This is a genomic window from Cupriavidus sp. 01L46 (genome assembly GCF_056399905.1).
This window is the reverse complement of record NZ_JBFTSF010000188.1, coordinates 1-12,614: the sequence shown is the minus strand read 5'-3', so window position 1 is coordinate 12,614 and position 12,614 is coordinate 1. Positions and strand designations below refer to the sequence as shown.

The following is a 12,614-nucleotide window of genomic DNA, read 5'->3' as shown; positions in this document are numbered from 1 at the left end:
GCAGCGGAATCACCGAGGCGCGCCACGTCTGCAGGAACAGGATCACCACCAGCACCACCAGCGCGATGGCTTCGAACAACGTGTGGGTCACGGCCTCGATGCTATGGCGCACGAACTGCGTCGGGTCATAGACGATGCTGTAGTCCACGCCATCGGGGAAGTTCTGCTTGAGCTCCTCCATGGTCTTGCGCACGTCGTCCGAGATCTGGATGGCGTTGGAGCCAGGAGCCTGGAAGATCGGAATGGCCACCGCGGACTTGTTGTCCAGCAGCGAGCGCAGCGCGTACTCCGACGCGCCCAGCTCGATGCGGGACACGTCCTTCAGGTAGGTCACGCCGCCATCGGGCGAGGTCGCCACGATGATATCGCCGAAGGCCTCCACGGTTTCCAAGCGGCCCTGCGCGTTTACCGAGAGCTGCAGGTCAGCGCCCGGCAGCGCGGGCGAGGCGCCGATCACGCCGGCGGCCACCTGCACGTTCTGCTCGCGGATCGCCTTGACCACGTCGGCGGCCACCAGCTTGCGCTCGGCCATCTTCTCGGGGTTCAGCCACACGCGCATGGAATAGTCGCCCGAGCCGAACAGCTGCACCTGGCCCACGCCCTGGATCCGCGCCAGGCGGTCCTTGACGTTGATCACCGCGTAGTTGCGCAGGTAGGTCATGTCGTAGCGGTCGTTCGGCGAGACCAGGTGGACCACCATGGTCAGGTCGGGCGAGCTTTTCACGGTGGTGATGCCCAGGCGGCGCACGTCCTCCGGCAGGCGCGGCTCGGCCTGCGCCACGCGGTTCTGCACGAGCTGCTGGGCCTTGTCCGGATCCGTGCCGAGCTTGAACGTGACGGTCAGCGTCAGCAGGCCATCGCTATTGGCTTGCGACGACATGTAGAGCATGTCTTCGACGCCGTTGATCTGCTCCTCCAGCGGAGACGCCACGGTAGCGGCAATCACCTTGGGGTTGGCGCCCGGATACTGCGCGCGCACCACCACGGACGGCGGCACCACCTCGGGATACTCCGAGATGGGCAGCTTGAACATCGAGATGGCGCCGATCAGGAAGATCAGCACCGATAGCACGCCGGCAAAGATAGGCCGGTCGATAAAGAATTTCGAGAGATTCATCTCAGTCTCGGCAGTCTTGGCGAAAGGGCTCCCCCTGGCGGCCTGAATGGCAGGCGCCATGTGGAGCGGGGAAGCTAAAAAATGGCTTGGCCTCGGGGGAGAGGTACTGTCAAAGCCGGCGCACGGTGGATGCGCCCGCCCTCTCCCCCTGCCCCTGCCCCTCTTCCGCCATGCGGGAGAGGGGAGCAAACCCTTGGCGGATTCAGCTCAGGCGGTTCATGCCGGATCGGCTCAGGTCACCGGCTTTCCGTCGGCCGCCTTATCCGTGGTTTTCTCCGTGGCCGCTTGCTTGCGGTCAGCCGATTCGCCGCGTTGATCCAGTTCGCGTTTGAATGCCATATCGACCGGCTTGGGCGCGACCGTGATGCCGGGGCGCACGCGCTGCAGGCCATTGACCACGATCTTCTCGTCGGCCTTCAAACCCTGGCGGATCACACGCAGCCCTTCATACGAGGGCCCAAGCGTGACTTCGCGATAGGCCAGCTTGTTGGCGCCGTCCAGCACCAGCACAAACTTCTTGCCCTGGTCGGTGCCGATGGCGCGGTCGTTGATCAGCACCACCGGGTGCGGCGAGCCGCCGCCGAGCTTGATGCGCGCATACAGCCCCGGCAGCAGGCGGCCGTCCGGGTTGTCGAACACGGCGCGCACGCGGATGGTGCCGCTCTTGGTGTCGAGCCGGTTATCCAGCGACTGGATACGGCCCTCGCGCGGATAGTCCTCGTCGTTGGCCAGGCCCAGGAACACCGGGAGCTTTGACTGGCCACCTTCGCCACCGGACGCTCCGGACGTCTTCTCCGCCGTATAACGCAGGTAGGTCTGCTCATCGAGCTCGAAGCTGGCATACACCGGCGAGACCGACACCACCGTGGTCAGCACCGGCGTGCCGGCACCGGCCGCCACCAGGTTGCCCACCGTGATCTCGGCGCGCGATACGCGCCCGCTGACCGGCGCGGTGATGCGCGTATAGGTCAGGTTAAGGCGAGCCGCATCCAGCGAGGCCTGCGCGGCACGCACATTGGCGATGGCTTCCCGCGAACCGTTGTCGCGCTCATCGAACTCGCGGCGCGATACCGCGTTGTCCTGCACCAGGCGCTGCGCGCGGGCCAGTTCGGTCTGCGCGTGGCCGGCACGCACTTGCGCGGCGGCCAGCGCAGCTTCCGCACGCGCTACCTCCGCGGCATAAGGACGCGGGTCGATGGTAAACAGCGGATCGCCCTTCTTCACCAGCGCGCCTTCACGGAAGTGCACGGCATCGATGGTGCCGCCAACGCGGGCGCGAATCTCAACCCGGTCCACCGCTTCCAGGCGGCCGGAGAACTCATCCCATTCGGTGATGGTCTTGCCAAGGGCCGCTGCCACGTCCACGGTGGTCGGTGCTGCCGGGCCAGGCACGGCCTGCGCCTCGCCGGCGTGCCAGGGCTTGAAGATCGAGGTGGCCAGGCCAGCGCCGAGCACTGCGACGATGGCCAGGGCAATCATGGTGCGTCGAGTTTGCTGATTCATGTTCTTGACTCCGTATTCCGTCTGCGGGTTTTCTTCAACTGGAAAGCAAAAATAGGACGAACGCCCCCGCCGGAGCGCGCAAAAGGAGCGCGCCCGGTACGCCTGCTTGTCGCAGTCCGGCTTGGCTTATTGGTAACGCCGGATCAGCCGGGCGGGCTGGCTCCTGTCTGGCGTTCGGCCTTGGGTGAGGCGTCGTCGCCGCCGGCAAGATAGCCTTGCAGGTAGCGCGCGCCTTCGTTTATCCACACCTGACATCGGTCGTGGGACACTTCCACGCCGGCGCCACAGGCACCGGGCATGATCTGGACCTGCGCCGGCACACTGGCCGTCTGCAGGCGGCTGACGAAGGCTTCGCCTTCGGCGCGCAATGCATCTTCTTCTGCCACCTGCACAAAGGTGGGCGGCAGGCCTGCCAGCCGCGAGGACAGCGCCGGGGCCGCGTAGGGATGCACGCTGGCGGCCGGGGTCGGCAGGTAATCGCGGTAGTAGCCCGCCAGACGCTGGAGCATTTCCAGCGGCACGCTGCGCCCGCCCTGCCCGACCGAGCACGAGGCGTGCTGCAGGCACGGGTCGGTGACCGGGCGGATCAGCCACTGCGCGCGCGGCTCGGGCAAGCCGCGGTCGCGCAGCATCTGCGACAGCGCGATCGCCAGGTTGCCGCCCGCCTCTTCGCCCACCAGCGCAAAGCGCAGCTTGTCCACCTTCAGGCGGCGCGCATGGCGCAGCACCCATTCGGCGGTATGAAACACGTCCTCCGGCGCCGCCGGGAACGGAAAATCGGGGGCCAGCGAATACGCCGGGGTGACCACCACCGCAGGCATGGTCGCGGCCAGCGAGCGCGCCAGGCGCTGGGATTTCTCCGGGCTGCCTTCCACAAAGCCGCCCGCATGGAGGTAGATCAGCCACGGCAGCAACGGTGCGGCCTTGCCCTCCGGATAGCCCGGCGGGTAGTTCAGGTGCACCGTGATAGTGCGCCCGCAACTCTCCACCGTGTGCTCGGTCACGCGCCCCTCGGCCAGTTCGGCGGTTAAGGCTGCTGCGGCTTTCGATTGCGAGGGCGACATGTCGGTGACGTGCGGCGCGAGGGCGACGCATCCATTGCATATTGCGATGCACCGAATTATGGTGGTTGATGAAGGTGGGATAAAGCGAGGCTTTACCAATGCACTGTTTCCCCGGTGAAATAATCGGGCATGTGGCGCCCGGGAAACCCTTCGCTGTGCAAGGTCATCCATTTTGTGATCCACTCCCGCACTTCCGCAGCCGCGCAAGCCGTCATGGGCCACGCCGGGCCGCACCCCACCCGGGTGCCTGCCCCGCCAGCCAGGCCCGCTTGTTTCCTTACCCAGGGGAGTGAACATGGATCGTCTCGTATCAATGCAGGCTTTCACCCGCGTGGTGGATGTCGGCAGCTTTGCGCGCGCGGCCGAGGCCATGGACCTGCCCAAGGCCACCCTCACCCGGTTGATCCAGAACCTGGAAACCCATCTTGGCGTGAAGCTGCTGCACCGGACCACCCGGCGCATCAGCGTGACCACCGACGGCGCCGCCTATTACGAGCGCTGCGTGCGAATCCTGGCGGATGTGGAAGAGGCCGAGCAATCCCTCACCCACCAGAACAACACGCCGCGCGGCACGCTGTGCGTGGACACCACCGCCGGGCTGGCGCGGCTCGTGCTGATCCCCAAGCTGCATGAGTTTTTTGCCGCCTACCCCGAGCTCAAGATGGAACTCACCATCAACGGCAAGCCCATCGATCTGCTCAAGGAAGGCGTGGACGTGGTGCTGCGCGTGGGCGACCCGGTGGACGACACCATGGTGGCGCGCCGCATCGGCGAGCTGCGGCTGGGGCTCTACGCCTCGCCGGTTTATCTCAAGCGCAACGGCACACCTACCCAGCCCAGCGAGCTGGTGCAACACCGGGCCGTGAACTACCTGTCCAACCGCACCGGCCGCGAAATACCGTGGCCGCTCGGGCAAGGCGAGCAGCGCACGGAAATGCTGCTGCCCTCGTCCATTTCCACCAACGATGGCGACGTCTACCTGAGCTGCGCGCTGGAAAGCCACGGCATCGCCCGCATCTCGCGGGCCATGGCGCTGCCCTATGTGGAAAGCGGCCGGCTGGTTGAAGTACTGCCCGACTGGCCCACGGACTCGTTGCCGATCGCCGCGATGTACCCGCAGAACCGCCACCTGTCGGCCAAGGTGCGCGTGTTCGTCAGCTGGGTGGCCGAGCTGTTCGCGCGCCATCCGCAGTTTGGCGAGACCCAGGCGGGACAGCCTCAGCCGTCCCGCCAACCCAAGCTGGCGGCCTGAGCCCAACACCGGCGTGCCGCGCACTGGCACCGGCTACACCGCAGCGGAGGACGCGGAGGACGTTGTGCCCTCCGCCACGGCCAGCGCCTCCACCTCAAACAACATCCCGTCCAGCGCCAGCCGCGGCACCGGAATCAAGGTGCACGCCGGCTTGGGCGCATCGCCCCAGGCCCGCTCCACCGCCGCCGCCAGCACGCCCAGGCGTGCCTCGTCGTGATCCACCACCAGCACGGTCAGCTTGGCCACATGGCGCAGTTGCGCGCCCGCGGCGGCTAGCGCCACGCCCAGGTTGTCGAAGGCCTGGCGCACCTGCGCCTCGAAACTGTCAGGCAGGCTGCCGTCAGCGCGCTCCCCACCCTGCCCGGCCACGCAGACCAGGCCCGCACCGGGCGCGACCATCGCCACATGGGAGTAACCGTTGGCGCTGGGATCATAGAGACCAAGCGGATTGAGCATGGTGAGCTGACGCGATGCGTGTTGCGTACGAGCGGCTTGCATGGGACGATTTCCTTGATATTCAGCGTTGAGACAGCGTTGATCGGCTTGGCCAGATGCAGGACAGGCTCGACTTTGCCGCCCGCCTGCCCTAATATCCAAGACAGTTTTTGGATATTAGGACGCGCCCATGAATTATGCAAACAATAACTTGGATAACCCTACAGGGTCTCCGGGTGATCGCATCCTGTTCCTGCTGAAGACCAAGGGCGCGGCATCGACCACGCAGATCGCCCAGGCGCTGGGCGGCACCGCCGAGGCCGCGCGCCAGCAGGTGCAGAAGCTGCTCGCCGCCGGGCTGATCGAGGGCCGCCAGCAAAACGCCAGCGGCGCAGGCCGGCCGCGCCAGGACTGGACCCTCACCGCCAGCGGGCACGGCCGCTTTCCCGATACCCACGCGCAACTCACCATCCAGCTGATCGGATCGGTGCGGCAGTTGTTCGGCGAAGAAGGCATGGACAAGCTGATCGGCCAGCGCGAGTCGGAAACCCGCGCGCAATATCTCGCGGCGGTCGCCGGCCAGGGCGAGTTGCAGCAGCGGCTGGCCACGCTCGCCGCGCTGCGCCAGGCCGAAGGCTACATGGCGCGCCTTGAGCAAGACGGCAAGGACTGGCTGCTGATCGAAGACCATTGCCCGATCTGCGCCGCTGCCCAGACCTGCCAGGGGTTCTGCCGGGCCGAGCTGCGGATCTTCCAGGAGGTCGTTGGCGCGCAAGCGACCGTCACGCGCGAAGAGCATTTGCTGAGCAACGCGCGGCGCTGCGTGTATCGGGTCAGCGCCGTGGCATAGGTGGATCGGTGGGATCGGAGGCATAGACGGCGAAGCCGGGGTTAGCGTGGATTGGTCATCCTCGCCGCCGGTGCTATCTTGCTGCGCAGCCACGGGCGCCGTGCCCGCCAGCCAGATCGAACCCCGGAGAGACAACCCATGCCTTGCCGCCAAGCAAACACGCCGCCGCGATGGCTGCGCCAGGCCACGCTCTGCCTCACGCTGCTGCTCGGCACCCTGGCCGCACGCGCACAAACCGCGCCACAGGTGGTTGACATCCCGACCCGCCCAGGCGTGACGCAGCGCTTCCTGTATCTGGCGCCCGCACAGCCCACGGCGGCGGTGATCCTCTACGCAGGCGCGCATGGTGGCCTGAGTATCTACCCCAACGGCAGCCTTGCCTGGGGCGCCGGCAATTTCCTGGTGCGCTCCCGCCAGCTCTTCGTCGACAACGGCCTCGCGGTTGCCGTCATCGATGCGCCGAGCGACCGGCTGTCCTGGCCCTACCTGAGCGGTTTTCGCCTGTCCGCCGAGCATGCCGAAGACACCAAGGCCGTGATCGCCTGGATGCGCAGCCACACCCACCTGCCCGTCTGGCTGGTCGGCACCAGCCGCGGCACCCAGTCGGTGGCGTCCACCGCGATCCGGCTGGCGGACGATGGCGGCCCCGATGGCATCGTGCTGACCGCCACCATCCTGCGCGACGATCGCGGCCATCAGGTGCCGGCGATGGCCCTCGACAAACTCAAGATACCCGTGCTTGTGGTCCATCACGAACAGGATGGCTGCAAGCAGTGCCCATACAACGAGGTGCAAGGACTGATGGACAAGCTGGCCAAGACCCCCAAGGCCGGACTGATCCACTTTGCCGGCGGCAACAGCGTGGGAGACCCGTGCGAGGCCATGTCCTATCACGGGTTMAACGGGATCGAGCCGCAAGTGGTGAAAGCCGTGGCGGGGTGGATAGCGGAAAAGTAAGAGGCTGTTTCAACATGAAGCGAAGCGGTTCTGGCCAGGCGGGCGGCCGCAGACAGTACAAGTGGATCGGCCAAGGCCGCGCAACGACGCCAGCATCTTTTGGAAATGGCCTCTAGGCTCTAGGGACTCGGCAAGCCATCATGACAACCCGGCGACAACATCATGACAGCGCGATGACGCACCGTTGCGCCCCTCCGTCGCGCTTGCAAAACGCCTTGCCGGTAACAACGCAGCGAGTGCTAGGATAAGCATGTGACCTCCCCGGCGGACCATGCCGTCGGTGCGTTACATGCAGTCCGTGCAGTAGATGCAATACGTGCGCCGTTCACTGACATGCCCGGGAGGTTGCAAAATGACTCCGACCCTCATTTGGCAAAACGTGAAGCGCAGCGCCACGCGCACCTGCCTGCTTACCTGCCTGCTTACCTGTCTGCTTACCAGCCTGCCCGCCGGCATTGCGCTGTCCGCGCACGCGGGCGATATCACCGGCGCCGGCTCCACCTTCGTCTATCCCCTGCTGGTGAAATGGGCGGCCACCTACTACACCAAGACCGGCCTGGAAGTGAACTACCAGCCCACCGGCTCGGGCAACGGCATCCGGCAGATCAAGGCCGCCAATGTCACGTTTGGCGCCTCGGACATGCCGCTCAAGCCAGATGAATTGCGCGCCGCGGGGCTGGTCCAGTTTCCGCTGGTTGTCGGTGGCGTGGTGCCGATTGTCAACCTGGATGGCGTGGCCGCAGGCCAGATCCGCCTTACCGGCCAACTGCTGGCGGATATTTACCTGGGCAAGATCGCCAACTGGGATGACCCAGGCATCAGCGCGATCAACCCCGGCATCCACTTCCCCAATCAAAAGATCCTGGTCGTTCACCGCAGCGACAGCTCCGGCACAACMTTCAACTGGGCCGACTACCTGTCCAAGGTCAGCGACGAATGGAAAGGCAGCGTGGGCTCGGGCACTACCGTCAAATGGCCGGCAGGTGTCGGTGCCAGCGGCAACGAGGGCGTGGCCACCTACATCAAGAATGTCAAAGGGGCGATCGGCTATGTCGAGCTGACTTACGCGCTGCAACGCAAGCTGCCCTACACCGCCGTGCGAAACCGGGAGGGCTCGTTTGTCGAGCCCGCGCGGGAGAGCTTCAGCGCCGCGGTGGCGTCAGCGGACTGGAGCCAGCACCCCGACTTCTATCAGGTCATCACGGACGCGCCCGGCACGCAGGCGTGGCCAATTACCGGCGCCGTGTTCGTGATCATGCCAAAGGCCCCGAAGGATCCCGCCAGCGCCAAAGCCGCGCTCGCGTTCTTCCGTTGGGCATTGAATGACGGGCAGGCCGATGCCGCGGCGGAACACTACGTGGCGCTGCCGCCTGTGCTGGTCAAGCAGATCGAAGCCTACTGGGGAGAGAACCTGAAGTGAGTGCGAGCAGCGAGTGCGGGTAGCGCGGGCAGTGCGTTCGGGAAGCCCTGCGCTGCAGCGGTTTCCCGGTTTCGGCTCAGTGCTCCGTATCGCCGGCGTGGGCGCTCCAGTCAATATGCTCCGAGAGATAGTGCCTGTAGGCGTACTCGACATCGGCGTCGGCGTCCTCATGGGCCTGGAGCGGATTGTCCCTGCACATGGGGCAAGTGTGCCGTGATGAGGCTTGCGTCTGCGTGCCCTCCATCATGGTCACAAACCCTCTGTAACGCCCCCAGGGCAATTCCTCAACAGAAGTGACGAGGAACAAATCGCCGCGCTGATACGTTGCCATGGCTGCACTCCTGCATGCTGAACGGGGACATTCATTCTAGCAACGGCTTGCGCGAGCGCAACCCCGGATTGACAGCCGCGAAGCCGAGGTTACTCGAGCGCCGCTGGCGCGTCTTCCTGCGCCAGTTTGCACTGGCGATCCAGGAAATCGCTGGCGTGTCCATTGCTGCCAGCCTCACGATCGACTGGCTGGTCCACGATGACAAAGCCGCTCGTGCCCGCGGCATCCGCCACATAGGTGACAAACACGCCCCGGTCCGGCACGACCGACGCCACCTCGCCAAGACGATGCTTGATAAGCAGGAATGGATTGACGGACAGCGCCGCTCCCGGCGAAGGCACGAACACAGCCAGTACCGGCTTGCCCATGAACCGCAGGGCCGTCCAGGTGGTCCCGATACGCGCACTCGCGCCGGCGACAAAGTCCCTGGCATCCCGGCTGATGCAGTCCAGATGGATATGCATCTGCTCCTGGCTGCGTGCCGCCTTGGCATTGATCGCCAGCCCCAGGATGCCATCGGGCAACGGCCGCCCGCGTGCCTGCCCGACAAACTGCCTGACGTCCCAGCCGAATGCCCACGGGTTCTGCCCGCCGTCCTCCCACACGCCACGCTCTTCCACGCCAGTCACGCGATGATCCGGAATGACGAGAAAATGCGAGCGGCCGATGGCATCCTTGTAGAGCACCAAGCCTTTTTCACGATCCACCACCACGCAATCGGGGTGATGCGGCGCGCCGGGCGCCAGGCAGCGAGCCTGCACGTTACGCCACAACCCGTCCTTGGCAAACATCGCAAGAAACCCGATGTCCGCATCGGCCCAGGCACTCGTCGCCATGCATAGCACCAGCAGCATGGCCAATCGCCGCGCCGTGGCACCAAAAACAAAAAGAGCCATCAACCTGATGGCTCCGCACCCCGCGAACAAGCAAGCAAAGCGCACCCCATCCCCAGCGTCCCCGGCATTCTTGGATGCACGGCGAGACCACAAAGCAAGGGAGAGGCCAACCGACTCGCTACGACGATCCAGGCCTGCGGCAGTCGTGGGTGTTGGCATTCAGAACTTATCMACCTGAGTCGGCATAGCCCGCATTGTGCAGGACAAATATGGCAAGCCGATGGCGGGTTTAGCGACGCGGCATTCCTATACTAAAAAAACGTCCCACCGATTGTCAGGCGGGTGACTAATCAATCCCTTCCGCCCGCCCGCACGCAACAGGCGACAGGCGACAGCACAGCGCCGCATCATGCACCGCCTCTTTCCGCCGGGTGACAGGCAATATGAGAACCGAATCACAGTCCTCGATGATCGCCAGGATATCCGAAGCCTTGAAAGTCCCGGTGGAGGAAGTGGAGCGCGCGTATCTCGCCGCCTGGCACGAGCTTCAGGACGGCGCCAAGGTTCACGACTACCTGCCACTGTTTGCCGCCAGGCGCGTGATGGAGGCGCTTCGGAAACAACAGCAATCGTAAGCGCTACCATCCCCACCTGTTCCGCCATCGGCTGCGCCGCCGCGCTACTGTTAGCAGCCGAAGAGGCAACAGTCATCGTTGGCGCTCGCCACACCTGAACTAGAGGGTGATGAAACGGCACGCCTAAGACCACCGACCTCTTGCGTGCCAAACGCCACCTTGTGCGATGTCTTCCATTTGCCCGCGTAACACGACACGGACACGGACAAAAATCGCACGTGCCGGAACCCGACGATTCCGCTGACGAGTCATCAATTTCCAAGGCTCAGTGACCAAGACCACTCTTGGCGATCTGCTGCTCCACGAACTGGGCAAACAGTGTATGCAGACGTGTCGCCGGATGAAGGTCGTCGGCGAACATGTATGTCTGATCGGCATTGGCCGTCACGTAGGTAGCCGGCGAGCACAGCAAGGCCGTGTCGTGAGGCGTTTTTGCCGGGTCGCAGGCGGCGCCGGTGTTTGACACGACGAAGCCATTGGCCTGAAAGCTCGCGATGATCTGGTTCTCCCATGTATAAGAATCGATCTGGATGACCTTGCCTTGCAGGCCATCGGCCTGCAAGGCAGCGTTCAAGCTGTTGTTGAAGATCTGCGATAGCTGGGTCAGGTTTGCCCCGCCGTCGGACGCGGCGATGCCTTTGGGCGATAGTCCGACATTTGGGACATTGACCACGACGACGTGCGTGGCGCCGTTCTGGATGATCTGTCCGACAACTTGAGCCAGGGTGGTTGCCGCCGTCTGCACGGTCTGCGCCGCGGCTGGCAGCGCCCCGGCGCGAAGCACGTCGTTCGAGCCGCCCCAGACCAGCACCAGCTGATTGGCGTTGAAGCTCCCGTGTGCGGACAAATAGCTCGAAACCTGCTGGTTGACGGGCATTTCGATGTTGCCGATCACGTCGGTAAGAAAATTGTTCAGATTTGCCGGCGTTGCCACCGTGGCGCCGCCCTCCGCGTAGCCTAGGCCGTTTTGCGTACTCAACTGATGCGTGATGTCGATCGTAAACGCGGCGCTTAGYGTATCGCCGTAATATTGCGCCACATCCTGAGTCCACACTTGTCCGGGATTCGTTGTGAACCGCCCCCCGCCGACCGCGCTAGCGATCGGCGCATAGGTCCCGACGTCCGACAGGCTGTCGCCGAACGAGACAACTTGCAGATCAATGCCGCCCGGCGGGGTAGCCGCGCCACTGCCATTACCCGAGCCGCCTCCGCCTCCATCCCCGCCGCATGCGGCAATCAGTGAAATCATCACGGCGAGAATTGCGGTACGCACCTTATCAAGGCTTGCTTGCATGGTTTGTCCCCCGTAGGTTGGCCGGGAAACCGCCCTCACGTGGCGGGCTGATCGCCAGCCTGCATCCCATCAGTAGCCGGGCAAGCGAAGGTCTCTGCGCGATGCAGCATGACCCATTGATTATAGTGACAGGGACTGGCCGTGCAGCCGGTACGGTGCCAGACATGGTGGGCATTCGTTGAAGGACGCTTCACTCGAAGCGCTCAGTTTTCGTTAGCCAGAGTACGCCGCACGGACTGCCGACGACGACGACGCGCCGCCACCCTGAAATCTGTTCCCTGGCCTATATACTGACGAGCGATTGCATTGAGAACCTTATCTATGAAGCTCCCGTTCCATCGCCCTTCGCCTAGTCCCGAGGGTTTCTGGTATGACTCCCCTGATAGCAGCCCAGCCCTGCGAAGAGATGGCAACGAGGTGATGCTTGCCGCCGCTGCCCCTCCCTGGATAATCGTGGAGCAATCACTTTCCACCGTCATCGTCGGTAGCCATTGGCCCGGCCGGCTCTGGCGTGTACGCGTCAAAGCACTGGGGGATATGTCGGGCTTAGTTGCACAACCAGGATACTGGCGTGCAACGGCCCTGGAGTTGGTCGAAGAGATACCGGGCGCGGCATTGTTTGGGCCACACGGGGACAGCGTGGTCGATTTGCTCTCGCAGATCCGTACGCTGTCACCAGAACAAGCCGAAGCACTGGCCTCGAACGCCGACCCAAGCGCATGGAACGCGTACTCGCGTGCCTGGATCCGCTGGTCTGAGACACGCGAGTTCCCGCGCCCCGCGGCGTCTGATGAAGACTGGGAAGGTGTTCTTGCCGCGCCAAGCAAGCAGGGTGCGGAACAATCGCCCATCCATTCAGGCTTCAAGGTGATCAGCACCCTCATCAGGCAGCGCGCTCGATCTCTCGAAGGAAACAACGC

At 64.4% G+C, this 12,614-nt stretch carries 12 protein-coding genes and 1 pseudogene; 6 read left to right on the top strand and 7 right to left on the bottom strand.

The features are described from left to right. From AC1DS3_RS26250 to AC1DS3_RS26240, 3 genes are all read right to left on the bottom strand, one after another. The coding region (locus AC1DS3_RS26250; protein WP_477128260.1) for an efflux RND transporter permease subunit at positions 1-1,117 on the bottom strand (1,117 nt) is incomplete at its 3' end. 231 nt (positions 1,118-1,348) lie between these two features. Continuing rightward, entirely contained in the window at positions 1,349-2,620 is a 1,272-nt protein-coding gene (locus AC1DS3_RS26245) for an efflux RND transporter periplasmic adaptor subunit (RefSeq protein ID WP_441635926.1), read from the bottom strand. 143 nt (positions 2,621-2,763) lie between these two features. After that, positions 2,764-3,684, bottom strand: a complete 921-nt coding sequence (locus AC1DS3_RS26240; RefSeq protein ID WP_477128259.1) for an alpha/beta hydrolase — start codon at positions 3,682-3,684, stop codon at positions 2,764-2,766. Positions 3,685-3,979: 295 nt separating this feature from the next. Here AC1DS3_RS26240 and AC1DS3_RS26235 point away from each other — a divergent pair, with 295 nt between their 5' ends. Beyond that, positions 3,980-4,936: a LysR family transcriptional regulator gene (locus AC1DS3_RS26235; protein ID WP_477109198.1), complete on the top strand. Its 957-nt coding sequence runs from the start codon at positions 3,980-3,982 to the stop codon at positions 4,934-4,936. Positions 4,937-4,969: 33 nt separating this feature from the next. On the opposite strand, the gene AC1DS3_RS26230 is transcribed toward AC1DS3_RS26235, so the two are convergent. After that, positions 4,970-5,434 (bottom strand): RidA family protein, encoded by a 465-nt coding sequence (locus AC1DS3_RS26230; protein ID WP_441635932.1) that lies wholly within the window; start codon positions 5,432-5,434, stop codon positions 4,970-4,972. Between the two features lie 127 nt (positions 5,435-5,561). Between AC1DS3_RS26230 and AC1DS3_RS26225 the strand changes: the two genes are divergently transcribed. From AC1DS3_RS26225 to pstS, 3 genes are all read left to right on the top strand, one after another. Beyond that, positions 5,562-6,221 (top strand): helix-turn-helix transcriptional regulator, encoded by a 660-nt coding sequence (locus AC1DS3_RS26225; protein ID WP_441635934.1) that lies wholly within the window; start codon positions 5,562-5,564, stop codon positions 6,219-6,221. A gap of 138 nt (positions 6,222-6,359) precedes the next feature. Then, on the top strand, positions 6,360-7,178 hold the full coding sequence (locus AC1DS3_RS26220; RefSeq protein WP_477128258.1) for an alpha/beta hydrolase: 819 nt from the start codon (positions 6,360-6,362) through the stop codon (positions 7,176-7,178). A gap of 352 nt (positions 7,179-7,530) precedes the next feature. Then, positions 7,531-8,598, top strand: a complete 1,068-nt coding sequence (pstS, locus tag AC1DS3_RS26215) for a phosphate ABC transporter substrate-binding protein PstS (RefSeq protein WP_441635938.1) — start codon at positions 7,531-7,533, stop codon at positions 8,596-8,598. 76 nt (positions 8,599-8,674) lie between these two features. Here the strand turns inward: pstS and AC1DS3_RS26210 are convergent, their stop codons facing one another. Together AC1DS3_RS26210 and AC1DS3_RS26205 are read right to left on the bottom strand one after the other, a co-directional pair. Further along, a complete protein-coding gene (locus AC1DS3_RS26210) occupies positions 8,675-8,929 on the bottom strand; it encodes a hypothetical protein (protein ID WP_441635940.1) in 255 nt (84 codons plus the stop codon). A gap of 89 nt (positions 8,930-9,018) precedes the next feature. Continuing rightward, positions 9,019-9,783 carry a CDP-diacylglycerol diphosphatase gene (locus tag AC1DS3_RS26205; protein WP_441635941.1) on the bottom strand — a complete coding sequence of 255 codons (765 nt, stop codon included), beginning with the start codon at positions 9,781-9,783 and terminating at the stop codon, positions 9,019-9,021. A gap of 425 nt (positions 9,784-10,208) precedes the next feature. Between AC1DS3_RS26205 and AC1DS3_RS26200 the strand changes: the two genes are divergently transcribed. Further along, positions 10,209-10,400, top strand: coding sequence for a DUF3562 domain-containing protein (locus AC1DS3_RS26200; protein ID WP_441635943.1), 192 nt, complete (start codon positions 10,209-10,211; stop codon positions 10,398-10,400). Positions 10,401-10,665: 265 nt separating this feature from the next. Here AC1DS3_RS26200 and AC1DS3_RS26195 read toward each other — a convergent pair whose 3' ends face one another. Then, positions 10,666-11,694, bottom strand: coding sequence for an SGNH/GDSL hydrolase family protein (locus tag AC1DS3_RS26195; RefSeq protein ID WP_441635945.1), 1,029 nt, complete (start codon positions 11,692-11,694; stop codon positions 10,666-10,668). A gap of 420 nt (positions 11,695-12,114) precedes the next feature. Here AC1DS3_RS26195 and AC1DS3_RS26190 point away from each other — a divergent pair. Next, positions 12,115-12,614: pseudogene (locus AC1DS3_RS26190) on the top strand (hypothetical protein); the annotation flags it as partial.